Source organism: Chitinophaga filiformis (assembly GCF_023100805.1).
In the GTDB taxonomy this organism is placed as follows: Bacteria; Bacteroidota; Bacteroidia; order Chitinophagales; family Chitinophagaceae; genus Chitinophaga; species Chitinophaga filiformis_B.
Genome location: NZ_CP095855.1, coordinates 4,541,359 through 4,567,127, shown reverse-complemented (window position 1 = coordinate 4,567,127; position 25,769 = coordinate 4,541,359). Strand labels below are relative to the sequence as shown.

The 25,769-nt window shown below is 47.9% G+C and carries 14 protein-coding genes; 8 read left to right on the top strand and 6 right to left on the bottom strand.

What is annotated here, in order from left to right; translation table 11 throughout:
• Positions 1–23: 23 nt before the first annotated feature.
• Positions 24–12,077 carry an Ig-like domain-containing protein gene (locus MYF79_RS17880; RefSeq protein ID WP_247809015.1) on the bottom strand — a complete coding sequence of 4,018 codons (12,054 nt, stop codon included), beginning with the start codon at positions 12,075–12,077 and terminating at the stop codon, positions 24–26.
• Between the two features lie 246 nt (positions 12,078–12,323).
• Between MYF79_RS17880 and MYF79_RS17875 the strand changes: the two genes are divergently transcribed.
• From MYF79_RS17875 to MYF79_RS17850, 6 genes are all read left to right on the top strand, one after another.
• Positions 12,324–12,950 (top strand): response regulator transcription factor, encoded by a 627-nt coding sequence (locus tag MYF79_RS17875; protein WP_247809014.1) that lies wholly within the window; start codon positions 12,324–12,326, stop codon positions 12,948–12,950.
• A gap of 88 nt (positions 12,951–13,038) precedes the next feature.
• Positions 13,039–14,220 (top strand): AhpC/TSA family protein, encoded by a 1,182-nt coding sequence (locus MYF79_RS17870; RefSeq protein ID WP_247809013.1) that lies wholly within the window; start codon positions 13,039–13,041, stop codon positions 14,218–14,220.
• 163 nt (positions 14,221–14,383) lie between these two features.
• Positions 14,384–14,665, top strand: coding sequence for a hypothetical protein (locus tag MYF79_RS17865; RefSeq protein WP_247809012.1), 282 nt, complete (start codon positions 14,384–14,386; stop codon positions 14,663–14,665).
• Between the two features lie 249 nt (positions 14,666–14,914).
• Complete coding sequence (gene cysC, locus MYF79_RS17860; protein WP_247809011.1) at positions 14,915–15,475, top strand: adenylyl-sulfate kinase; 561 nt, start codon at positions 14,915–14,917, stop codon at positions 15,473–15,475.
• 11 nt (positions 15,476–15,486) lie between these two features.
• Positions 15,487–16,311 (top strand): sulfotransferase, encoded by an 825-nt coding sequence (locus tag MYF79_RS17855; protein ID WP_247809010.1) that lies wholly within the window; start codon positions 15,487–15,489, stop codon positions 16,309–16,311.
• Positions 16,312–16,383: 72 nt separating this feature from the next.
• Entirely contained in the window at positions 16,384–16,971 is a 588-nt protein-coding gene (locus MYF79_RS17850) for a putative glycolipid-binding domain-containing protein (protein WP_247809009.1), read from the top strand.
• On the opposite strand, the gene MYF79_RS17845 is transcribed toward MYF79_RS17850, so the two are convergent.
• The 3 genes from MYF79_RS17845 to MYF79_RS17835 are packed head-to-tail and all read right to left on the bottom strand — an operon-like array spanning position 16,972 to position 21,140.
• Positions 16,972–17,727, bottom strand: coding sequence for a hypothetical protein (locus tag MYF79_RS17845; RefSeq protein WP_247809008.1), 756 nt, complete (start codon positions 17,725–17,727; stop codon positions 16,972–16,974).
• A 12-nt stretch (positions 17,728–17,739) separates the two neighbouring features.
• Entirely contained in the window at positions 17,740–18,828 is a 1,089-nt protein-coding gene (locus tag MYF79_RS17840) for a hypothetical protein (RefSeq protein WP_247809007.1), read from the bottom strand.
• 11 nt (positions 18,829–18,839) lie between these two features.
• Positions 18,840–21,140: a prefoldin domain-containing protein gene (locus MYF79_RS17835; RefSeq protein ID WP_247809006.1), complete on the bottom strand. Its 2,301-nt coding sequence runs from the start codon at positions 21,138–21,140 to the stop codon at positions 18,840–18,842.
• A 467-nt stretch (positions 21,141–21,607) separates the two neighbouring features.
• Here MYF79_RS17835 and MYF79_RS17830 point away from each other — a divergent pair, with 467 nt between their 5' ends.
• Together MYF79_RS17830 and MYF79_RS17825 are read left to right on the top strand one after the other, a co-directional pair.
• Complete coding sequence (locus tag MYF79_RS17830; RefSeq protein WP_247809005.1) at positions 21,608–21,823, top strand: YwbE family protein; 216 nt, start codon at positions 21,608–21,610, stop codon at positions 21,821–21,823.
• 60 nt (positions 21,824–21,883) lie between these two features.
• Positions 21,884–22,117, top strand: a complete 234-nt coding sequence (locus tag MYF79_RS17825) for a DUF6965 family protein (protein WP_247809004.1) — start codon at positions 21,884–21,886, stop codon at positions 22,115–22,117.
• A gap of 11 nt (positions 22,118–22,128) precedes the next feature.
• Here MYF79_RS17825 and MYF79_RS17820 read toward each other — a convergent pair whose 3' ends face one another.
• Together MYF79_RS17820 and MYF79_RS17815 are read right to left on the bottom strand one after the other, a co-directional pair.
• Positions 22,129–23,013 (bottom strand): helix-turn-helix domain-containing protein, encoded by an 885-nt coding sequence (locus tag MYF79_RS17820; RefSeq protein ID WP_247809003.1) that lies wholly within the window; start codon positions 23,011–23,013, stop codon positions 22,129–22,131.
• 131 nt (positions 23,014–23,144) lie between these two features.
• Positions 23,145–25,697 carry a TonB-dependent receptor domain-containing protein gene (locus MYF79_RS17815; RefSeq protein ID WP_247809002.1) on the bottom strand — a complete coding sequence of 851 codons (2,553 nt, stop codon included), beginning with the start codon at positions 25,695–25,697 and terminating at the stop codon, positions 23,145–23,147.
• Positions 25,698–25,769 lie beyond the last annotated feature (72 nt).

The window sequence follows — 25,769 nt, the reverse complement described above, 5'->3', positions numbered from 1 at the left end:
CGTGTTACCGGGGCTATCATTTGTTATCTTGCTATTACGACCGTAGTATTAAAGGTGTGATCTTTCGTCCTGATGTACAATACATAGGTACCGGAAGGAACACGTTGTGTATTGAAGGTCAGTATGCCATTCTTCACAACGCCATCCTGTTGGAGCAATACCTGGCCAGCCATACTTGTCATTGTAAAATTGGCTTCCCCGTAATCAAAACCGCTGAAGCGAACGTTCACCACATCACTTGCCGGCATCGGGTATACAATGTCTATACTTATTCCGAATTTGATACGAAGGGCCAGGGTGCTGGAAACCATGTTGCCGTTACCTGCCATATCAGTGGCTTTATCAGCCGGAACGTTCACAGTCAGCATTCCGTTCTCCAAAGGCACAATAGTCACATCATAAATAGTGGGCGACAACTGTTTGATTTCCTTCACAGTACCATTGGTCACATTGATATCAGTAGCTTCAAATCCTATCACATCTTCAGAGAAAGTAAATGTAAAGACAGCAGGAGCATTCAATGGCTCTTTGGCCCGTGTCAGCAGGGAAACTTCCGGTCTGGTGAGATCCACCGTCATTACAACCTGGTTACTATGTCCACTTTCATTTCCCTGTTTATCGGAAGCTGTTACTGTAATGTTGTACGCACCTTCCGTCAGTGCAGGATCATAAGTATAAGACCAGTCGCCCGCGGTATTTACTTCAGCTGTGCCAACAGGCTTGCCATTGGTATAAACGGTGATGATGGTACCTGGCTCTCCCCTGCCGGTTATTCTGGGCGTGCCTGTGTTCACAAGTCCCGGAATATTTATACCTGGCAATACGGGGGCTGAAGGAATACCTGGAGCCGCTGCATCGATCGAGAAGGAAAGCGGCCCGCCTGGTAAGCTGGTATTACCGGCTGCATCGGTAGCTGTTGCTGTAATATTATGAGCACCCTGAGCCAGCGCGGGATTGAATGTATAAGTATAATGCCCGCTGGCATCTGCAGTTACAGTACCTACTGCTACCCCATCCGCATAAATAGTTACTGAGCTGTTAGCTTCTGCAGTACCTGATATCGTCGGCGTGTTGGTAGTGATCACACCATTGTTGCTGGCAGTTTCCAGTACAATAGTTGGTGCAGCGGGCGCCTGGGTGTCCACAGTGATACTCAGTGAAGGCGACTGTGCACTGGTATTACCTGCTGCGTCAGTAGCAGTGGCGGTGACGTTGTGATTACCATCCGCCAGTGCAGGATTAAAGGTATAGCTATAGTTACCCTTATTATCGGCAGTTGTTGTACCGGCAGGTTTACCATCTACATAAACGGTTACGGTACTATTCGGTTCTGCTTTACCGGTCACAGTTGGTGTATTGTCGTTTGTAGGCGATTTGTCGGTCGTTACAGTAGGTACCGCCGGTGCCTGCGTATCGATCACGATAGCGAGAGCGGGGCTTTGCCCGCTGGTGTTGCCGGTAGCATCCGTTGCGGTTACGGTAATGTTGTACGGTCCGTCTGCCAATGCGGGATTAAAGGTGTAAGTATAATGACCGCTGGCATCGGCTTTGGTGGTGCCCACAGGTGTGCCATTTACGTACACGGTTACGGTACTGTTGGCTTCTGCGTCACCTTTGATAGATGGCGTGGCATCATTAATGATGCCATTAGTGCCACCGATCAGTTGAGGCGCAGCTGGCGTTGCCGGAGCAGCTGCATCAATGGTGATGTTTAAGGCCGGGCTGTGTGCGCTGGTATTACCGGCAGCATCTGTTGCTGTCGCAGTAATAGCATGGCTACCATCAGTCAGGGCTGGATTGAATGTGTATGTATAGTTACCTGCTGCATCCGCTTTCGCAGTGCCTGCAGCATTACCATCGACATAGATAGTCACTGTGCTGTTTGCTTCCGCTTTACCGGTTACAGTTGGTGTGTTATCGCTGGTAGGCGTTTTATCTGTAGTAATGGTCGGAGCAGCTGGCGCCTTAGTATCGATAGTGATATTCAGTGTCGCACTTGGTGCGCTGGTATTACCCGCTGCATCCTTAGCAGTAGCAGTGAATGCATGCGTACCATCAGCCAGCGGCGTTGGCACCGTGAAGGAATATGTACCTCCGGCAGTAGCGGTAGTTATACCAACTGCGTTACCGTCAACATAGATGGTTACAGTGCTGTTAGCTTCGGCTGTACCGGTTACGGTTGGCGTATTGTCAGCAGTCAGCGTCTGAGCGGTAGTAATAGTCGGAACAGTTGGCACCTGCGTATCGATAGTGATATTCAGGGTCGCACTTGGCGCACTGGTATTACCTACTGCATCTGTTGATGTTGCAGTAAATGCATGGGTACCATCAGCCAGTGGTGTTGGCACCGTGAAGGTATAAGTACCACCTGCAGTAGCGGTAGTCGTACCAACAGCTGTACCGTCCACATAAATGGTTACAGTGCTATTAGCTTCGGCTGTACCGGTTACGGTTGGTGTATTGTCAGCAGTCAGTGTCTGAGCAGTGGTAATCGTCGGAACTGCTGGCGCCTGCGTATCGATAGTGATATTCAGGGTCGCACTTGGCGCACTGGTATTACCTACTGCATCCGTTGATGTTGCAGTGAATGCATGGGTACCGTCAGCCAGCGGTGTTGGCACCGTGAAGGTATAAGTACCACCTGCGGTAGCGGTAGTCGTACCAACAGCTGTACCATCAACATAGATGGTTACCGTACTGTTAGCTTCTGCTGTACCGGTTACGGTCGGTGTATTATCGCTGGTTAATGTCTGAGCAGTGGTAATCGTCGGAACAGTTGGCACCTGGGTATCGATAGTGATATTCAGGGTCGCACTTGGCGCACTGGTATTACCTACTGCATCCGTTGATGTTGCAGTGAATGCATGGGTACCGTCAGCCAGCGGTGTTGGCACCGTGAAGGTATACGTACCTCCGGCAGTAGCGGTAGTCGTACCAACAGCTGTACCATCAACATAAATGGTTACAGTGCTGTTAGCTTCGGCTGTACCGGTTACGGTTGGCGTATTGTCAGATGTCAGCGTCTGAGCGGTAGTAATAGTCGGAACAACTGGCACCTGCGTATCGATAGTGATATTCAGGGTGCCACTTGGTCCACTGGTATTACCTACTGCATCTGTTGATGTTGCAGTGAATGCATGGGTACCATCAGCCAGCGGTGTCGGAACCGTGAAGGTATAAGTACCACCTGCGGTAGCGGTAGTCGTACCAACAGCTGTACCATCAACATAGATGCTTACGGTACTGTTAGCTTCTGCTGTACCGGTTACGGTCGGTGTATTATCGCTGGTTAATGTCTGAGCAGTGGTAATCGTCGGAACAGTTGGCACCTGGGTATCGATAGTGATATTCAGGGTCGCACTTGGAGCGCTGATATTACCTACTGCATCCGTTGATGTTGCAGTGAATGCATGCGTACCATCAGCCAGCGGCGTCAGAACCGTGAAGGTATAGGTACCTCCGGCAGTAGCAGTGGTTGTACCTACTGCTGAACCATCAACATAGATCGTTACAGTGCTGTTAGCTTCGGCTGTACCGGTTACGGTTGGCGTATTGTCAGCAGTCAGCGTCTGAGCGGTAGTAATAGTCGGAACAGTTGGCACCTGCGTATCGATAGTGATATTCAGGGTCGCACTTGGCGCACTGGTATTACCTACTGCATCTGTTGATGTTGCAGTAAATGCATGGGTACCATCAGCCAGTGGTGTTGGCACCGTGAAGGTATAAGTACCACCGGCGGTAGCCGTAGTCGTACCAACTGCTGTACCATCAACATAGATGGTTACAGTGCTATTAGATTCGGCTGTACCAGTTACGGTTGGTGTGTTATCGCTGGTGAATGTCTGAGCTGTGGTAATAGTCGGAACAACTGGCACCTGCGTATCAATGGTGATATTCAGGGTCGCACTTGGTCCACTGGTATTACCTACTGCATCTGTTGATGTAGCAGTAAATGCGTGCACACCATCAGCCAGCGGTGCTGGAACTGTGAAGGTATAAGTGCCTCCGGCAGTAGCGACAGTTGTACCAACTGCGTTACCGTCCACATAAATGGTTACAGTGCTATTAGCTTCGGCTGTACCGGTTACGGTTGGTGTATTATCAGCAGTCAGCGTCTGAGCTGTGGTAATAGTCGGAACAGTTGGCACCTGGCTATCGATAGTGATATTCAGGGTCGCACTTGGCGCACTGGTATTACCTACTGCATCTGTTGATGTTGCGGTGAATGCATGCGTACCATCAGCCAGCGGTGTCGGAACCGTGAAGGTATAGGTACCTCCGGCAGTAGCAGTGGTTGTACCTACTGCTGAACCATCAACATAGATCGTTACCGTGCTGTTAGCTTCGGCTGTACCGGTTACGGTTGGTGTATTGTCAGCAGTCAGCGTCTGAGCGGTAGTAATAGTCGGAACAGTTGGCACCTGCGTATCGATAGTGATATTCAGGGTCGCACTTGGTCCACTGGTATTACCTACGGCATCTGTTGATGTAGCAGTAAATGCATGTGTGCCATCAGCCAGCGGTGTTGGCACCGTGAAGGTATAGGTACCACCGGCGGTAGCAGTAGTTGTACCAACTGCATTACCATCAACATAGATGGTTACAGTGCTGTTAGCTTCGGCTGTACCGGTTACGGTTGGCGTATTGTCAGATGTCAGCGTCTGAGCTGTGGTAATAGTCGGCACTGCTGGCACCTGCGTATCGATAGTGATATTCAGGGTCGCACTTGGTCCACTGGTATTACCTACTGCATCCGTTGATGTTGCAGTGAATGCATGGGTACCGTCAGCCAGCGGTGTTGGAACCGTGAAGGTATAGGTACCTCCGGCAGTAGCAGTAGTTGTACCTACTGCTGAACCATCAACATAGATGGTTACCGTGCTGTTAGCTTCCGCTGTACCGGTTACGGTCGGTGTATTATCAGCAGTCAGTGTCTGAGCTGTGGTAATAGTCGGCACTGCTGGCACCTGGGTATCGATAGTGATATTCAGGGTCGCACTTGGCGCACTGGTATTACCTACTGCATCTGTTGATGTTGCAGTGAATGCATGGGTACCGTCAGCCAGCGGTGTTGGCACCGTGAAGGTATAAGTACCACCTGCGGTAGCGGTAGTCGTACCAACAGCTGTACCATCAACATAGATGGTTACCGTGCTGTTAGCTTCCGCTGTACCGGTTACGGTCGGTGTATTATCGCTGGTTAATGTTTGAGCCGTAGTAATAGTCGGAACAGTTGGCCCCTGCGTATCGATCGTAATATTCAGGGTGGCACTTGGCGCACTGGTATTACCTACTGCATCTGTTGATGTTGCTGTGAATGCATGGGTACCGTCAGCCAGCGGTGTTGGCACCGTGAAGGTATAGGTACCTCCGGCAGTAGCAGTAGTTGTACCTACTGCTGAACCATCAACATAGATCGTTACAGTGCTGTTAGCTTCGGCTGTACCGGTTACGGTTGGTGTATTGTCAGCAGTCAGTGTCTGAGCGGTAGTGATAGTCGGAACAACTGGCACCTGGGTATCGATAGTGATATTCAGGGTCGCACTTGGTGCGCTGGTATTACCTACTGCATCTGTTGATGTAGCAGTGAATGCATGCGTACCATCAGCCAGCGGTGTTGGAACCGTGAAGGTATAGGTACCTCCGGCAGTAGCGGTAGTTGTACCAACTGCGTTACCGTCCACATAAATGGTTACAGTGCTGTTAGCTTCGGCTGTACCGGTTACGGTTGGCGTATTATCGCTGGTTAATGTCTGAGCCGTAGTAATAGTCGGAACAACCGGCGCCTGCGTATCGATAGTGATATTCAGGATCGCACTTGGCGCACTGGTATTACCTACTGCATCCGTTGATGTTGCAGTAAATGCGTGCGTACCATCAGCCAGCGGTGTTGGCACTGTGAAGGTATAAGTACCTCCGGCAGTAGCGGTAGTTGTACCAACTACGTTACCGTCCACATAAATGGTTACAGTGCTGTTAGCTTCCGCTGTACCGGTTACGGTTGGCGTATTATCGCTGGTTAATGTCTGAGCCGTAGTAATAGTTGGAACAACCGGCACCTGGGTATCGATAGTGATATTCAGGGTGGCACTTGGTCCACTGGTATTACCTACTGCATCTGTTGATGTAGCAGTAAATGCATGTGTACCGTCAGCCAGCGGTGTTGGCACCGTGAATGTATAGGTTCCACCTGCAGTAGCGGTAGTCGTACCAACAGCTGAACCATCAACATAGATCGTTACAGTGCTGTTAGCTTCCGCTGTACCGGTTACGGTTGGCGTATTATCGCTGGTTAATGTCTGAGCTGTGGTAATAGTTGGAACAACCGGCACCTGGGTATCGATAGTGATATTCAGGGTGGCACTTGGTGCGCTGGTATTACCTACTGCATCTGTTGATGTTGCAGTAAATGCGTGGGTACCATCAGCCAGCGGTGTTGGCACCGTGAATGTATAGGTTCCACCTGCAGTAACGGTAGTCGTACCAACAGCTGAACCATCAACATAGATCGTTACAGTGCTGTTAGCTTCGGCTGTACCGGTTACGGTTGGCGTATTGTCAGCAGTCAGCGTCTGAGCTGTGGTAATAGTCGGAACAATTGGCACCTGGGTATCGATAGTGATATTCAGGGTGGCACTTGGTGCACTGGTATTACCTACTGCATCTGTTGAGGTAGCGGTAAACGCATGTGTGCCATCAGTCAGCGGTGTTGGAACTGTAAAGGTATACGTACCTCCGGCAGTAGCAGTAGTTGTACCAACTGCGTTACCGTCAACATAAATGGTTACAGTGCTATTAGCTTCGGCTGTACCGGTTACGGTTGGTGTGTTATCGCTGGTGAATGTCTGAGCTGTGGTAATCGTCGGAACAGTTGGCACCTGAGTATCGATAGTGATATTCAGGGTCGCACTTGGTGCGCTGGTATTACCTACTGCATCAGTTGATGTTGCTGTGAATGCATGGGTACCGTCAGTCAGCGGTGTTGGCACCGTGAAGGTATAAGTACCACCTGCAGTAGCGGTAGTTGTACCAACAGCTGAACCATCAACATAGATAGTTACGGTGCTGTTAGCCTCTGCCGTACCGCTTACTGTTGGTGTATTATCAGCAGTCAGTGTCTGAGCTGTGGTGATAGTCGGAACAACCGGTGCCTGCGTATCTATAGTGATATTCAATGGCGCACTTGGAGCACTGGTATTACCTACCGCATCTTTTGCGGTGGCAGTCAGCACATAAGGGCCGTCAGGCAGTGGCGTTGTGAATGTATAAGTATAATTACCACTAATATCGGTAGAAACTGTAGCTACCAGAGTACCATCCTTATATATAGTTACTGTACTGTTAGCTTCTGCGGTACCGGTTACCGTTGGTGTGTTATCGCTGGTTAATGTCTGAGCTGTAGTGATTGTTGGCACAGCCGGCGCCTGCGTATCAATGGTGATATTCAGGATCGTACTTGGTACACTGGTGTTACCTACTGCATCTGTTGATGTAGCAGTAAATGCATGCGTACCATCAGCCAGCGGTGTTGGAACCGTGAAGGTATAAGTACCACCGGCAGTAGCAGTAGTCGTACCAACTGCTAAACCATCAACATAGATCGTTACAGTGCTATTAGCTTCGGCTGTACCGGTTACGGTCGGTGTGTTATCAGCAGTCAGCGTCTGAGTTGTAGTAATAGTCGGAACAACCGGCACCTGGGTATCGATGGTGATATTCAGGGTGGCACTTGGAGCACTGGTATTACCTACTGCATCTGTTGATGTAGCAGTGAATGCATGCGTACCATCAGCCAGCGGTGTTGGCACCGTGAAGGTATAAGTACCACCGGCAGTAGCAGTAGTCGTACCAACTGCTGAACCATCAACATAGATCGTTACAGTGCTGTTAGCTTCGGCTGTACCGGTTACGGTTGGCGTATTGTCAGCAGTCAGCGTCTGCGCCGTCGCGATAGTCGGAACTGCCGGCACCTGCGTATCGATAGTGATATTCAGGGTAGCACTTGTACCACTCGTATTACCCGATGCATCTGCGGCGGTGGCGGTAAACGCATGTGTACCGTCAGACAATGAGGTCGGTACTGTAAAGGTATAGTTACCACTGCCATTGGCGGTAGTTGTACCTGCAGCGACACCATCCACATAAATAGTGACAGTGCTGCCGGCTTCCGCTGTACCCGTTACAGTGGGTGTATTATCATTTGTTGGTGTTTGAGCAGTTGTAATGGTCGGTACTCCCGGCGCCTGGGTATCAATCAGGATATTCAAGGCGGCACTCAGCGGACCAGTATTGCCAGCGGCGTCAGTAGCCCTGGCTGTTATGCCGCGCAGGCCATCCGCTAATGAAGCAGTGAAGGTATAGCTGTAATTACCACTGGCATTAGCTGTAGTGGTACCTGCCAGCACACCATCATAATAAATAGTTACAGTACTGTTAGGCTCTGCGCTACCGATAACAGTTGGTGTGTTATCATTAGCCGGCGTAACAACAGATGATACTACCGGAGCCGGAGGCGCCTGAGTATCAATGGTAATGTTCAGTACATTACTCTGCGGACTGATATTGCCGGCTGCATCAGTAGCAGTGGCGGTAACAGCATATACGTTGTCCGCTAATGCAGGACTGAAAGTATATGAGAAATTACCGCTCGCATCAGCAGTGGTCGTAGCCACAGCAACGCCTCCACGGTAAACAGTTACCGTGCTATTTGCTTCGGCAGTACCAGTTATTGTAGGAGTGTTATTATTGGTGACCAATTTATTGGTAGTAATAACCGGAGCCGGCGGAGCGGTAGCGTCTACAGTGATATTCAGCGGACTGCTTTGTGCGCTCGTATTACCCACCGCATCACTGGCAGTGGCGGTAATACTATAAGTAGCGTCAGGCAATGCAGTACTGAAGGTATAGCTATAGTTACCGGAAGCATTCGCGGTAGCAGTACCTGCCACTACGCCATCCTTATATATGGTCACAGTACTGTTAGCTTCCGCTGTACCCGTTACAGTAGGCGTGTTATCATTTGTCAGGGTCTGGGCTGTCGTAACAGTTGGTACCGGCGGCGCCTGGGTATCTACTGTAAAGTTCAGCGCAGGACTTTGCGCGCTGGTATTACCCGCTGCATCAGTGGCTGTTACCTTTACTGTATAAGGTCCGTCGGCAAGTACCGGGAAGGTGAAGATATAATCACCATTATTATCTGCCTTGGCAGTACCGGCAGCAACACCTCCATTATAGATCGTCACTGTGCTGTTAGCTTCAGCCTTACCAATGATAGTAGGAGTATTGTCATTGGTTACACCTGCAACACCACCCAGCAATGTAGGAGCAGGAGGTGTGGCCGGCGCCGTAACATCTATTGTCAGCGGGAACGGATCACTGCTGACGCTTACATTACCTGCAACATCTGTTGCTGTTACAGTAATATTATGTAAAGATGTGCTCAAGGAAGGCGCAGTCAGCGTCCATTGACCGGATGCATTGGTTGTAGCGGTGCCTATCTGTGTGGCGCCATCATATATTGTGACCAGCGAGCCTGGTTCTGCAGAACCGGTGAGGTCGGGTGTAACATCGTTTGATGCATTTCCACTACCGGATGCCAGTGCAGGCTGCCCCGGTTTAAACGGAGCTGTACGGTCTACTGTAATTGTATAAGTCTGGCTCGCAGCACTTGTCTGACTTCCGGTTGTAGCGGTAGCAGTAAATGCATAGGTGCCATCGGCCAATGAAGTACCGGTATAGTCAAATGTCCAGTTGCCGGAAGCATTGACAGTAGTTGTACCTATTGAACCTATATCTGCCCTGTACACCGTAATGGTGGCAGAAGCCTGTCCTGTTCCGCTGAGTACCAGTGTATTATCATTGGTGATATTATCGGTCGTACTAAGCCCGTTATCACTGGTGAAAGCTGTAATAACCGGGGCCGGCGGCGCATTTACCATTACCCTGCTATAGTCGATATTCAGCACAGGGTCAGACGCATACCCGCCATATTCCACCACATATCCCAGGTTGGAGGTATTCGGAAGGTCATTCCATTTACCCTGGTTGGTGGAATACAACTGCATGTACTGTTCGTTGGTACTCTGGTAGTTATTCGGTTCACCCGTGTTCCAGTTCATATACGCACCACCCACTGCCGTAGGCGTGTTCAATCCCGTGGAAATAGCCGTTCCTTTTTCAGGACCTGTTACCCAGTAATATTTACCATTTGCCTGGTTCTGGTTATTAAATAAGTTGCTACCTACAGCGGTATTTACAATGGTATAATTACAGGATCCTCCCACCCAGCCATCGCTGGAGAGTTTTGAGGTGATGAAATCATTTTCTATTTGCGCCGTGATAGTAGCCAGGTACCCCTGAAGACCATATAATGTCCGCGCTTCCGCAGCTGCTTTTGCCGCGGTCCAGCTCATCGGAGTGGTAATATATTCGTAATAGTGAGGCTTGGTACCTACCGTATAACTTACCGCATTGCTCAATACAAAACGGATGGTCCTGTTGCCGGTAGTTCCGCTGGTTGTATTAAACTTGAGGGTCCGGTAAAAGGTCTGCCAGTCGGTGGCAGAAGCGGTACCGGTAAAGGTGGCTACACCCGTGGCAGCGCTATACGCTCCTGTAACACCTGCAGGTAAAGTTCCCCAGGAGAGCACATCCCCTGTCACAAACCCAGTTTCTATATACACCTTTCCATCTGTGATGCTGGCACTTCCTTTCACAAGGATCTGATCATCAACAACAGTTGCGGTGGTAAATAATGATTTCTGTTGAACACCTTCGTTCGTAGAGGTGATCTCTGAAGCAGTGCTGGTGGCGGCTTTTGTGGCCAGCGTAAAGTAATCGCCCTTCGTGAGGCTTACACCGGAAATACATACCCTGTTCACCAGGATGGTTACGCCTGTGCTGACAACAGTAGCATTGCTGAAATCACCGTCCTTGTCAATCAACAGGGCGAAGTTACCGGAGTTGGAAACATCAATGCCCAGGCCCGTCAGTTCAAAGCAAACATCTACTGTGCCGATATTTCCGTTCAGGTCTGCCCGCCATACCTGCTGTAACCTGGTGGTATATGTGGACGGCGTCTGAGATGAACTGCCATATCCGCCGCGGTCATTACCGAAGCTTAACACTACGCCGGTACCGGAGGCAGAAGGATTGGTTACCGACAGGATAGCGCTGAAAGAAGCATTTATATTGTAGGTGCCTCCACAAGCCGAAGTACGTACGCCTACACCGTTGATATCATTATTATAAGGAATGCCCAGTGTATAGTTGGACGCCATATCGGTGAAGTCCGTGGCGTATTTGGCGGCTAAGTAAACATTGATCTTTTCTATTTCACATGCGCTCAGCTTCCTGTTATATACAATCAGTTCACTGATATCGCCATTGTAGTAATTATTATCGCCATCCAGACCGATCTTAAAACTCGAAAGACCAGCAGCACTGGCTGTCTGGTCCGTAAATGCAGCAATCAGCTTCCCGTTCAGGTAAGCTGCGGATGCGTTGGCGCCACTACTATAAACGGCTGTGACAAGCCTTGTCTCCCCGGCTTTTGCGCCACCGGGTATGACGACCGCCGCTCCTCCTGTAGACAGGCTGGCATCGGTCGTGCCGGTCGCCGCTTTGTTGTTAAAGTAACGTTGCTGCCCGGCATTATCATTTCCCCAGACCGCCTGGGCGTTGCCATCGTTTGTTCCCGGGCGGTATACCGCAAAGATGGTAACATCAGGAGACGTCACTGCCCTTATATCCAATCCGGATATCGTCATCCCGGATCCTGCTGCTGCCGAAGTCCGGGTAAAATTAACGACAGGGCGGCCATTTGCGCCACCACTATTGTATATCACTGCGTTAGCGCCAGAGCTGACTGCATTATGCCCGCTACCCGACTTGTCAAACCAGGTAGCCAGTGTTGTGCCATATGCGGGAGCTGTTCCCCCGGCCAGTACATCACCCGCATCCAGCCACAACACAGCACCGTTGTTCACTCCGGCAGGACCTGTCTGGGCAGATAAAGAAGTACTGAGCAGACAGCATAAAAAAATGCAGCCCAGGCACTTACGAAGAAATGATCTCATTCTGAAAGTAATTGTGTATTGGTATTGGGACAGAAGACAGCTAAGTGCTTCCGAATCATTCATAGGTATATTTTATTTAAATCACACGATGGTTTTCATATGCAACAAATTTATATACTTGTTTGATATAATTATTTAGAATAACTTGTATTAATATGTAGTAGTTTTACTACAAAAGTTTCGTTCTTCATCTTGCATTCATTGTTTATTTAACCGCCGTAACGTACTTTTACACAATAAGTTGCTATGCCTAATATCTTAGTTGTAGATGATCAGGAGGTGGTCCGGTATGGAACTACGCTCATTTTGCAAAAATCCATCGAGGATGCGCACGTCAGTGAAGCGTCCAGTTTCGAGGATACCCTGAAGATGTTATCTACAAAAAAATTCGACCTGGTCATTCTGGACATTGACATGCCGGGAGGAAACAATCACCAGATGCTGGATGTTATCCGCCTCAGGCATCCTGACATCAAGATCCTCATTTTCTCCAGCTATGACGAGCAGATCTTCGGATGGAGGTACCTGGAAGCGGGGGCCGATGGTTTCCTGTCCAAAAAGACCGGCATAGAAGAGATCAAAAACGCGGCTAAAACCCTCCTTAGAGACGAAAAGTACCTCAGTCCGGCCCTGAAACAAACCTTGCTGAACAATTTCACCAATAAAAAATCTGCTGCCAATCCGATACAGCGTTTATCCAGCCGCGAAAACAATATCATGCAGCTGCTGATCAAAGGCTCCAGTGTTGCGGAAATAGCAGAAAAACTCAGTTTACAGATCTCGACTGTCAGCACCTACAAAAAGCGCATCTTTGAAAAACTGCAGGTATCTAACGTCATAGAAATGATAGAGAAAGTGCAGCTTTACTCATAATTCCCCATTCTCCAATTATTAAATAATTATTATATTGAAATCCCAAATCAACTAAAATCTTTAACGTAAGCATTATTCCGGTGACCCTATGAAAAAACTATTGACTGTTGTTGCAGGCATTCTTGTAACTTTTGTTTCCATGGCCCAGGAAAAACGCGGCCCCTTCCAGTTAAACGGCACTATTACAGGCAAAGACAATGGATATGTTTATCTCCGTTATGGCAATGGTTTCTATATCGAAGACAGCTGTGTCGTCAAAAATGGCAGCTTTTCCTTTAGCGGCATGCTCAGTGAACCTGTTTTGGCTACCATCAGCGGCAATGGTGAAAGCGGGATCAATTTTTACATTGACCCTGCCCCTATGACCATCAGTATTAAATCGCCCGCCTTCCAGGAGGCCACCATCTCCGGGTCGGCCAGCCAGGCTGATTACCAGGAACTCCTCAACGAAAGGGCCGGCGCGCAACAGGAAATGGCGCCCCTCGCCCTGGCCTTTGAGGACGCCAACAAGCAATACCTCAAGGCCATTCAGGCCAGGAAAAGTGAGGCCGAACTAAGCGCACTGAAGGCTAAGGCAGATGCGGCCAAAGAAAAACTGCTGCCCCTCCAGGAGAAAGCCAGGGATGCCAGTTACGGTTTTTTCCGTTCTCATCCTGATTCCTACGTTACGGCTGCGGAGCTACGCTATTTTACCGCTTATATGAAACCCGAAACCTTGAAATCTTATATATCGAAGCTATCACCCTGGCTGCAGACCAGCATCTACGGCAAAGAGTTGAATGATATCCTGGAAAAGATCCAGAATGGCTCGCCAGGTAGCCGCGCGCAGTTATTCAGTCAGCGGGATATAAACGGCAATCCCGTCAGCCTGATGGACTTTAAGGGTAAATATCTCCTGCTTGACTTCTGGGCCAGCTGGTGCCTTCCCTGCAGGAAGAATAATACCCATCTGAAAGAGCTATACGCCCTGTATAAAGACAAGGGACTAACAATACTGGGCATCGCTGACAATGACAATAAACCGGAAGAATGGAAAAAAGCGGTTGCAAAAGATGGTGTAGGCATCTGGAACCATGTGCTCCGCGGACTGGACACCGACAAATTTAAAGAAGACGGCAAGCCTCAGCCGGGAGATATCTACAATATGTACGGCGTCCATGCTGTACCTACCCAGATCCTAATCAATCCTGAAGGTGTTATCATCGCACGTTTTGGAAGTGGAGGCGACGACTATGACCAATTAGATACCAAGCTGGCGGAACTGTTTTAAGAACCGGCTGCCTGGTCATTCCGGCAGGAACGGCAATCACCAGGCAGCCTGATCAGCTCAGGGCAAAACCATCAAATTTCACATTTCTATATGTCTGCATCCGGGCTGAAAATAATAACTTTGTTTTCAGTTTTTGTTAATGGCCTAAAAGAAGTTATGTGCTATGGAAATCACCTTTCACATCTTGTTACACCTGAAAACAATGGACGGACACGAAAATTTCGGCAAATTCTGCATAGGTAATAACAAAGAAATAGCCGACAGTATATTTCGTCAGCTGAAAGGGAACTCTAATGTAACAGATCAGTGTGGCCTGCATCTCGAATTTATCGAGATGCATGATAATCTTCCATATAATATCCGGTTACTGAGTTGTACATTAGACCAACTGGCAGAAAATGTCAGGATCATCACCAAAGAAACCTTCAAAAGATTCGCGGTATAACGTCATAAACAAGCATCAACATCTACCGGCCTGCTCCGGGAAAGATTACGTGTGAGGAATTTCATGCATACATCGGCATATTTCCGGGATTCATCTATATTATCTTTTCGCTCAGGCATAATTAACTAGTTTAGCGGCCATATCACTGCGAGCACACATTTAACCTCACCATTTACCCTATAAGCTGCACCATCAACCCATTTACCTACATCACTGCTGTCGGCTATTCAACCTGTAAATCAATATGCGATGATTATACAACTATGCGGGTTATCCGGTGCAGGCAAAACCACTATTGCCAGGAATGTACAACGAAAAGCAGCGGCCGATGGTACTCCTATCGAAATCATTGACGGTGACATTTACCGGGAATCCCTTTGCCGGGACCTGGGTTTCTCAAGGGAAGACCGCTGTGAGAATATCCGCCGCCTGGGTTTTGTGGCCAGCCGTTTATCAAATTATGGCATCATCAGCATTATAAGCGCCATCAATCCATATGAATCGATACGGCAAGAGTTGGCCATCTCCTATCCACACGTAAAAACAGTTTTTATCGATTGTACAGTGGAGAAACTGATTGCGAGAGATACTAAAGGGCTTTACAAGCGGGCTTTGTTACCCGAAGGGCACCCTGATAAGTTAAACAATCTTACAGGTATTAATGATCCATTCGAAACACCTGTCCAGCCCGATCTTCATCTTCATACAGATAATCAGAGCATTGCTGCCTGCACGAATTTATTCCTTCAATTTATAAACCGGTCACTGGCATTACAGCAGGCGCAATATGCCAGCGTGGCTTCCAACTAAGAGACCATCACATGAGCAATAATGTATTAATTATAACGGGCATGCACCGTTCGGGCACTTCTTTGCTTAGCCAGTGGTTATACCGGTGCGGATTACACATCGGAGACCGGTTCCTGGGCGCCGGCATTGGTAATACACAAGGACATTTTGAGGATGTAGATTTTTATAATTATCATCAGCAGGTATTAAGCGAACATGATCTTCGCAAAGATGGTCTTGTTACCGCCCAACCGCCATCTTTATCTGAAGCGCAACGGCAATCGCTCCGCCTGCTGATCCGGGAAAAGGCGGCAAGCCAGGTGCAATGGGGATGGAAAGATCCGCGCACCTGCCTTTTCCTACCCTTTTACAGGGAGTTACTGCCAGGCGCTCGTTACCTGGTGATATTGCGCGACTACAAAAGTGTTGTCAGTTCGCTCATACAACGCCTCTACGGTGAAAGCGTTCAGAAATATGAACAGAAAGGATGGTTGCCGCGGATGATATGGAGATATTTTAAACAACCTTACCGGAAACAAAGATTGCTGAGAAAACACAGCGAACACCACCTGAAGGTGTGGATATCCTACAATGAAGCTATATTACAGCATCTGCAGCAATTACCTTCTTCCACGTACCTGGTGATCGATCATTCTTTTCTTATCAGGTGCAACCGGAAGGTATTTGATCATCTCTCTGCCGAATGGAAGTTCCACCTGGAATATCACAATCTCAGTGCGCTTTATAAAGAAAGCCTTATCAGCGAAAGACTGGACATTACACCTTATATAAAAGATCCTTCGCTGCTCCAAAAGGCCGCAGATATACAATGCAGGCTACAGACACTGGCAATCTGAACCATATTGATCAGCGATCACCTGCGTAAATGTATCGGTACGATTTTTTCGTAAATTGAAGGAAAACGACGTATGACCTCCACACAAATTATCTGGAAAGGAACTTACTATAATACGCTCGAATATCTTCATTTGCAGTCTGATAATGCACACGATGTTCGCGGGTACATTACCGGACTGGTAAACGATCTGCCACTGCATGTCAGTTATCATATCACGGCCAATGCAGCATGGGAAACCACCGGTGTCCTCATCAGGGCACACGATCATATACAGAAAGAGCTGCAGTTCACACGGGAAAATGGGGAATGGCATGATAAACTGGGTACTATTCATGAGATCTTCAGTCCCTGCGCAGATATCGATATTTCGATCACACCGTTCACGAATACACTGGCGGTGAACAGGTTACAGCTCGCAGAAGGAGAATCGCAGGAGATCACCGTTTTGTATTTTGACCTGCCGGCCATGGATGTGAAGCCGGTGAAACAGCGGTACACAAGACTGGCCGACAGGTTATACAGATATGAGAGTTTATGGTCCGGATTTACAGCAGACCTGGAGGTTGATGAGCATGGCATCGCGCGGGACTATCCCGGTATATGGGTAAGGGAATGGCCGGCTTCTGTTCAGTCTTCGGCTCCTTCATCCGCACTTTGATCACTGCAGATCCGGAGAGCCGACAAACACTTTATACTCGCTATACGCAGCCGTGGGTTTAAACTCATCGCCTTCTTTGTAAAAGAATTGTGCGCTGTCAAACGCTTTTTCCTTTCCGGAAAGCTGTTTATAGTGCTCGTAATAGCTCTGTACAATTGCATATTCCCCATACCCTTCAGGCACTTCCGCGTTGGCCCCGCCAGTGGTCTCCATCAGCATTGTTGTTTTAAGCACATATCTCATGGAGATCAGGTAACCGGAAGATTTGTCAAAGTTCATCTGCAATTCCTTGTAAGGGCCTCCTTCTTTGAAGCCAACCGAAATGGACTTCACCGCTCCTTTTTCTGTAACGGAACACCGGGTTACACCCGCAGTTCTTATGGATGCCCTCATCTGCTCCAACGGATCGGCAGCATTCAGCGCAACAGGTTTTGACAGGTACATGATCTTATCTTCCTTAAAAAGGGTGACTACATACTTATCATTAGCTGTCATTTCTGTATTGGCCATCTGGTAATAATAGCTGCTACCGGCAATATCTGCATGTCCGCTCAGGGAATCAAGCACCTGTTCAGGGTGCAATTCACTTGCATAGGTGTACCTGATATCGAAAGACAATGCCTTCTGCTGGTAAACACCCTGCAGGGTTTTCATTTCAGCAAATAACTTTGCCGTATCATTCACTTCCTGCGCCTTTGCCGTATGGAGTACCGCAATACTGCACAACATCATTAAACCTGTTCTCAACACTTTCATATCTTTTTAGAACTATTTTGTATAAACGAACTTCATCTGCCAGTACTCGTTCCTTGAATTCTTCACACGCAGCAGATAGCTTTTGCCGTCCTGCAGATTGTACTTCCTTTTCACTTCAAATGCCATCATATTGTCGCCTGGCTTTACATTCAGATCACCGGAAGCGATCACTGTATTGCCGGTTTCCAGTCCTACCAGTTCGTATTTAACGACGTTATCGTTCAGCTCATTGGTATAGGTAAAATGTACATTCCCGCTTACTGCCGCCACGGCTCCATCCAGTTCCTTCCTGAGCTGAATATGCGTATTTTCTGCCGTTTCTTTCTTTACCAGTGTGGATTTCAGCCTGAATGTCCATACATCTGTCTGTGCAGCAAACGCAAGGCCGTTCTTGGCGATAATAGTCCAGGCATATTGCTTGCCTGTATCCAGCGATAAGGCAGAGGATGGATAATTCGCAAACAGGTTGTTGGTAGAAGGCAGCCTGTAAACAGGCAGGTTCTGTTGTACCGCTTCTACTGCAGATTGTCCTGGCCTTACTTCGGTCAGCAGCAATTCATAATTCAGATTACTGAAGATATTCGCAGGGGATGGCGGTAACCAGGTGAACTGCGGATTGAATGTTTCCAGTACACTCTGATCGGCAGGCGTGTTCAATAAGGGAGGCCCCACAGGCGCTACCGTGAAAGGAATACAATCCTCAGAGATCAGGTCGCCATGTGAAACACCCTGTATATAAAGGCTGTAACACGCCTGGTAGTTACCTACCGGCAACAAGCCATTCGGGCTTCTGTCTGCAACATTTGAGAGGTATTCATACTGCACGGGAGACACATCGCTCACCTGCAATTGTTTCGCTCCTTTTGTAAGGGTGATGTTACGGGAAATACCAGTCAATACAGGCTGGTTGGTCTTGATATCTGTCAGCCGCATTACAATTTTAACGGTGGTAGGCGCCTCTGATACCGATACCAATACGATATTCCACAATTGCGCTTTCACCAGTACCCCTTCAGGAGGTACTTGCGTAGTCATACTAACCTGCGCTTTGGTCTGCATACCAAAGAATAAAACAAGCAGTAACAGCAGGTAATTCTTCATTTTGGTCATGTTTAAAATGTCTTTGTATAGGTTAATCTTCCATTATTACTGGATACCAGGCGTTTCTGCATACCTGGTATAAATGCCTTTTCTGCCATGACAGCTACCTCGCCCAACAGTGGGATAGTTACCCTTGCATTGCCGGAATAACCTATCTGTGTAAGGTTGTACACTGTCTGGTAATTATATTTCATCCCTCCCCCTATCTCAAGCCATGTTCTCATTTTATACTGCACGTTCCCATCTGCGCCATACAGGTTGTATTCCGGGTTGGTAGCAAATGAACCACCGCCGTTGACGGTGAATTTGCCGACAAAAAGTGTCTGGTTCAACAGCATATTCTTGCTGTTGAAATAGAGGAAACTGCTATCAGTCTGTTTATTATAGAATTGTGTGTAAGACAGTACAGTGCTCATCATAATGCCCCTGTAGGTGTAGAAATGGCTGGCCGTTCCTACGAGGTTATAGAACAGGTTTTCCTGATAACTGTTGTTGCTCAGCTTAGTGATCTGGGAACTCGGATAATATCCCACGGTTATCACCGGCCATTTTTTCTTCCGCAAGGTAGCCTGTACGCTTTTGAAAACAGTATTGCTCTGATAGTTTGTCTGCTGATAATTTGTAGTAAAATCATTCTTCTTGATACTTCCGCTGATGATCAGCTGTTGCTTGAAGAACGGCTGATCTACACGGATAGACCACCCTGTCTGGGAAGAGCCCGTGGTAAAGAGGCTGAACGACTGGAAATTGGCGCCCATCATCTTATACATACCATTGATCTTTGTTCCCGTTTGTGGCCAGAATGAGCTGGCTTTCACTGAATATGCCTCGTTGGAATGATCATCCAGTTTAAACACAGTCCCCAGTGTACTGCTGTGATCTTCGGCCGACCTTGCATAGGTAGGCAGCGATGATTTGGCGGCCTCCCCTATGATATAGTTGTTCTCATCCAGCTGCCAGCGGCCTTCAAGAGAGAAGCCCATGATCCGCTGTTCCAGGTTGCCGGGATTGTTAGCTCCGGGAGCAGTATTGAAATTATATACCTGCTTTTTACCCGTGTAGTAGGTCATGATGATGTTATTCCCATCTCTCATGCCCAGCCCTGCACGCACAAGGTTCAGGTACTGCCTGGACCTGTTCTCATTGAAGAAAAAATCACGGAAACGGTAATCTACTCTGCCTGTTGCAAAAGCTATATAGTAAGAGGGATTGTATTCCGCCTGAACCCCCAGTATACTGATATCCTTCGCTGTCAGCTCTGAATAATTGACCAGTGTACGGCCGATGCCCACTGAACGGATAGCCAGCAGGTGTTTATACCCTTTTGGCAGCATAGTATCCGGCAGGTTGGCTGCCTTGAGGTTCTCTGCCAGTTCCTTATTGTTCTTACTGCGTATCAGTATATCTGCCAGGGCGCCTTTCCGCGTGTTATAGACAGTCTCCTGCTGCCGGTACAGTGCCTGTAGTTTCGCAAGTTCTGCCTGCAGCGAGTCCAGTTTCCTGTCGGCATCTTCATAGCGGGCCGTCAGTTGCTTCAATGCAGTATCCGCTTTCTCTTTCTCAGAACCGCCCGTTCCTTTCATGTCATCAGGCAATTCCAGTCTGCCAAGTCCTCTTTTACCTATATTCAGGTCAGGCATCTCCATCTCCGGCTTGTTGATCGCCGCGAGGGAATCCCTGATCCGGCCATAATAGGCCCTCTCCCGCGCTTCTACCAAACGCTGTAATAAGGCAGGGTCCGTTTTCCATCCCTTCAGTTTATTGATTTCCATCTGCTTGGCTTCCAGTTGCATGCGAAGCTTTTCCAGCTCTTCCAGCTGCGCATATTTGCCCGCATCCCAGCCTTTGGCACGTTGTAACATGGCATTTTTGAAATCCCGGCTGGTGAACTGAAGATTAAAATCTGTCAGGTTCCTGAAAAGCGAAGAATTACCCATCCTGGTGGTAAAATTGAGCCGTATGGGATAACGGTCCTTATAGGTAAGTACCAGGCTGGTTTGCAAGGTATGCTGGTAAACGTCTTTCTGTACAAAAGGGGTATCAACGTTAGACTGATAGAAAAGATCATACATCACATTTCCGTGCACAGTCAGCAGCGGTGTGCGGGGTATTGCAATGACCGGGGCCTGGTTGTGCCTGTTATGTTCGTAATACCCGATCACCGTGTCGTAGCCCGTTGGCCGGAAAGGAACAATGAGAATAACAGGTGCTTTATTATCTCCATTCACAAAATAGTACAAACTATCGCCAAACTGCGGATGCTGCTGACGTTGCGGAAGTTTTACCTTCCACTTTTTGTAATAGTCTGACATCTGCATATTTACCGCAGACTGACTATATACATGGCATATAGTGGACAATAAAGTGATTAAAAGGGATAAATAATATTTCACGGTATAACAAATCGAACTACTTTCGGGCTAATAACATCCTCATCGACAAGAGATTAGCATAATTTGCCTTATAGTAGATTATTAATCAGGAAAGCAAACAATTTTAAACAAGTTTTTGAACAAAGCAACAACGCATAACAAGTATGAACTAATTAATTCCGGAACAAATACGGGAAGAAAAAAGGATGCTTTTCACATAGGTCTGCTAAACGATCCAAAATGTTGTCCCAATAGTTGTAAGGCAAACATAGGCATTTTTTAAAACATTTAATATTGTACGGATGTTTTTTTATTTAAATAATTGCCTGATGGTTCAGGTATTAGCATGCTGAACCAGCGTACACGATAGGTAAAATCCCTACCTTTGCGCCCACAATTTTCAAACTATGGAAGGTCAGTACAGAAAAGATATATACCCGGGATTGGGCGTGGCGATCATTCTTAAAAAAGACCAGCGCAGCGGTAAGCTGACATATGGGATTGTAAAAAATATCCTCACCTCTGCCCCTTACCATTCCCGGGGTATCAAGGTCAGATTGGAAGACGGCCATATAGGCCGCGTAGCAGCCTTCGCTGACGACGAAGACCTGCTTCAAAATTGAATGGTGCTGCCAGGATAAAAAAATTCACTTAAATACCCCCCGCACGGTTATCTTTGCCGCATGAAATATGCCGATAAAGAGATCCAGGAGATGGAGGAATTTTTTAAAACAGCTGATCTGCCGAAGACGATAGAGTTAGGTCCGGGAAGTGTTATTACCAATGTTCCGGCTTTCGTGTACAGCCATCTTCAGATTATCAAACTTAGAAAAGGGGTGGGAATTTTTGAGGTGTTCTACGATCGCCTCCTGATAGTGAAAGAAAAATTGTCCGGAATAGATCAGGGAGTAGCATAGTTACTCCCCGATTATACCAGCTTTGCCGAACGGGGTGTCATACCCGTTTGCTTTTTGAAAAAATTATTGAAGTAAGCAGGATAGTCGAATCCCAGGCAATATGCAATATCCGCGATACTCCAGTCTGTATTTCTCAGTAATAATTTTGCTTCTGCAATGATCCGCTCCCTGATATGCACCGTGGTGGCCCTTCCGGTTACTTCCCTCACGGCATGATTAAGATGGTTTACATGAATGGCCAGGTGTTTTGCGTAATCACCCGCTGTCTTCAACGCCAGTGTCTGCGACAGGGAGTCAATGGGAAACTGTTTCTCCAGCAACTCCATAAATGACATAGTGATACGTACCGCTGCGCTGCTTTGCCGGCTGGCGTCTGCAGCAGGTTGCATCCTCAGTGCCTCATGAATGATAAGGTTCACATAGCTGCCGATCACGTCATACTTATGTATATAATCCGTTGCCTCTTCATCGATCATCTTTTTGAATAGCCCTTCCACTGTAGCATATTGCTCCTCGCTCAGGAAACACACCGGGTTAACTCCTATCTTAAACAGCGGCGAATCCTGCAGAGAAATACGCCCCCTGTCGCGGACAGGGATAAATTCTTCCGTGAACTGGCAATAGTAACCTGTCCAGCTTTCTGACACAGGTTCCCAGCTGTAAGGCACCAAGGGATTGGAGAATGTCAGCGCGGGCCTGTCTATCAGTATACCCTGATCGGCATAGTGTAAACGGCTGATACCCCTGAACAAAGTTATTTTATAAAAATCCCTGCGGATATAAGGTGTGGCTACTTTAAACTGATCACTTACTGCATGCACTTTAAAATGCCCGTTCTCAACTGTCACTCCGTCACATCCGCACATTAAACGACCTCTGTTTTCGTTGGCTTCCATATTATCAAATTTGAGATAAGACTATTCCGACAATAAATCTACGTTAAAATAGTCTTACTCAAATACTTCCCTGTGAAATCGCCAATATTTGACATTCAAACGCCATGACTATTTTATTGAATCGCCTTTTCTCAATGAATGCCGTATGTCAATGTCAGATAATACATTCCTCCTATAGATGGCCCTCCCAGGAAGGAGTAATAATACTTGTTTAACAGGTTGCCGGCGCCGAGTTTCGCCCTGCAGTTCAGTTTATCGAACGTATAGGTTACCTGTGCATCCACCGTAGAATAAGCGTCTACATTACCATTTACCAGGAAGGATTGCCAGTAATAACTGCTCTGCCATTTCCAGGAAATACCGGCTCCTGCATGTTTAATGATACGCTCTTTAGCTACGGATACATTCACTGTCCACGACGGGGTATTAAACCCGTCTTCCAGCCCGTCTTCCCGGTCAGACATCTTCAGTTTCGCATAGGTCACATTTCCATTGGCTACATAGCCATGTTCTGTATAGGTCAATCCCACACTACCGCCATAATTGTTCACGATTGTCTGCGAGTTCGTCCACATGCGGTAAGGGCTTTGTTTGCTCTTACTATACAAGGCAAAAGGAATAGAATCTGCCACCGTTGTATTCGGCACATTCATGTTTGCCTGGGCAATAAAATTTGCATACTTATTCAAGTAAGCTTCTGCATCTATAAAGAACCTGCCTCCGTCAAACAGGCCCTTATACCCTATTTCCACCGACTTCACATGTTCTGCCCTGATATATGTGTAGGGATTCTTCTTCAGGATGTCTTTGTTCTTTATGATCGCATCATGCTGTGTCAATCCGTTCTTATTGATATCGTTCAGCACGGCCTGTTGGAAGGTGGTAATGGACGATGCCAGCCAGGCATTTTCAAAAATACCATGGGACATTGCGGGCAATCCGCCTACTCGTTTCACACCACCGCTGTTCACATTGGAATAAGCCTCAAAGATGCTCGGATAGCGGTAACCGCTTTGATAGGAGGCACGGAAATGCTGTGTGCTTACCGGTGAATATACAGCAGTAAAGCGGGGCGTGATCATCAGATTGAAATAGTCGTTCTTGTCGCCCCGCACAATAGCGCCCAGTTTCAGGTTGTCGTTGAACAAAGTTTTGGTAACTGATATAAATCCACCGGTCCTGGCATAATGGATATTGGTATATTCCTTACCCTGTTCAGGGTTGATGAAGTAATTCCCATCCGGTTCAATAATGTATGTCCGGTGATCGCCGCCCACCAGTATCTGCATGCCCAGTTTATCTTTCACATCACGCAGCAGGCTCGCCGTAAGATCTACCTGGCCTTCTGCATGAATGAAACTGGCTTTTACTTTTAATGCCGCGCCGATATCCCAGTTATTGATCTGCGCCAGCTTGTTCAGGGTATTATCGAATGCTGCTGTCCCTGGCTGATACCTGCCGGCGTCCGCGGCCGTTCTTGCCTCCCGGTGGGCATCCGCTATAGAAGCACCGGCGCCGCTTGCATTATTGAAAGCAGTGGTATAATCCGCGTACCACTTATCGTCCGGCTTGTAATTGCGGTCGATATTTTCTGCCATGGAACGCAGGTTATACGAATTGCCGGTGTTTTCACGATTCAGGTATAACTTCAGCTCTACGCTGTTGGACTGGAACTGCAGGCCGTGCTGCTGCACCAGGTAATCTGCCAGGCGGAAACGGTTGGCGCGCTGGTATACATTATCCAGCAGGGCCATATGGTAGAGATAAGTCAATGCCATGCCCGGCTTCAGTTGATAATAAATACCTGCATCAGCCTTGATATTCTGCAGACCATAACCCACCACATCTTTTTCGTCATAACCGGTACGCGCTACAACATAATTGCGTCCTCCCAGTGCGATCGTCTTCCTGTCGGAAGATTCGTTGCCGTAACTGCTCAGCGGGTCCTGCGCGGGATTATCCTTTCCCAGCAGCCCGGTGCTGGCATTGGCCTGCCCGTTCAGCTCCCGGTGATCGTCCGCGATCCAGTCATATCCCTTATTGAACGTACCGTTGACCTTGAATGCCAATCGCGGGCTGATCACCTTCGCCCAACGCAGACTGGTTTCGGTGTACACCTTTACGCCGCTATTAGCGTCCCCCAGGTGTGTCAGTGCTGTTTTCTGCTGCACGCTCACGCCCTCAGACGTAAATGGATTTTTCGTGGAAATATTCGCCAGGCCGTTGACCGTATTCATACCGTACAATGCCGAAGCTACTCCCGGCAGGATCTCAACATTGCTGACATCAAGATCGGAAGGCCCCAGGGCATTGGCAATAGGGCCGCCGATATGTGGCGATTGCACATCCATACCATCTACCAGCTGCGCGAAGCGCACGTTAGTGGTGTTGGCAAAACCTCTTGCGTTCAGTACTTTAAAACCAAGACTGGGCGTTATCAGCTGCACGCCCTGTAAGTGTTCCAGCGCATCATAAAAAGAAGGCGCTGCAGACATCCGGAAATATTGCTCACCTGCCTTCTGGATGCTTACCGGCGATTGCAACAGGCGTTCCCTGGTACGCGATGCCGATACTGTCACCTCCGACAATATCTTTACCGCCGTATCTTTTTGAATAAAAGAAGTATCCTGCCCATACACACCCCCACTACACAAAACAAAAGCGATGAATAGAGATTTGGTCATAATAGTCATTCGTTACGTTATATTCCATAGAATATAACGGATAGGTAAAAAAACACATCCTGATGATGTGCC

Bases quoted from the DNA above. Each gene is read 5' to 3' on its own strand.
- MYF79_RS17880 (WP_247809015.1), bottom strand. From the start codon at position 12,077: ATGAGATCATTTCTTCGTAAGTGCCTGGGCTGCATTTTTTTATGCTGT.
- MYF79_RS17875 (WP_247809014.1), top strand. From the start codon at position 12,324: ATGCCTAATATCTTAGTTGTAGATGATCAGGAGGTGGTCCGGTATGGA.
- MYF79_RS17870 (WP_247809013.1), top strand. From the start codon at position 13,039: ATGAAAAAACTATTGACTGTTGTTGCAGGCATTCTTGTAACTTTTGTT.
- MYF79_RS17865 (WP_247809012.1), top strand. From the start codon at position 14,384: ATGGAAATCACCTTTCACATCTTGTTACACCTGAAAACAATGGACGGA.
- cysC (WP_247809011.1), top strand. From the start codon at position 14,915: ATGATTATACAACTATGCGGGTTATCCGGTGCAGGCAAAACCACTATT.
- MYF79_RS17855 (WP_247809010.1), top strand. From the start codon at position 15,487: ATGAGCAATAATGTATTAATTATAACGGGCATGCACCGTTCGGGCACT.
- MYF79_RS17850 (WP_247809009.1), top strand. From the start codon at position 16,384: ATGACCTCCACACAAATTATCTGGAAAGGAACTTACTATAATACGCTC.
- MYF79_RS17845 (WP_247809008.1), bottom strand. From the start codon at position 17,727: ATGAAAGTGTTGAGAACAGGTTTAATGATGTTGTGCAGTATTGCGGTA.
- MYF79_RS17840 (WP_247809007.1), bottom strand. From the start codon at position 18,828: ATGAAGAATTACCTGCTGTTACTGCTTGTTTTATTCTTTGGTATGCAG.
- MYF79_RS17835 (WP_247809006.1), bottom strand. From the start codon at position 21,140: ATGTCAGACTATTACAAAAAGTGGAAGGTAAAACTTCCGCAACGTCAG.
- MYF79_RS17830 (WP_247809005.1), top strand. From the start codon at position 21,608: ATGGAAGGTCAGTACAGAAAAGATATATACCCGGGATTGGGCGTGGCG.
- MYF79_RS17825 (WP_247809004.1), top strand. From the start codon at position 21,884: ATGAAATATGCCGATAAAGAGATCCAGGAGATGGAGGAATTTTTTAAA.
- MYF79_RS17820 (WP_247809003.1), bottom strand. From the start codon at position 23,013: ATGGAAGCCAACGAAAACAGAGGTCGTTTAATGTGCGGATGTGACGGA.
- MYF79_RS17815 (WP_247809002.1), bottom strand. From the start codon at position 25,697: ATGACCAAATCTCTATTCATCGCTTTTGTTTTGTGTAGTGGGGGTGTG.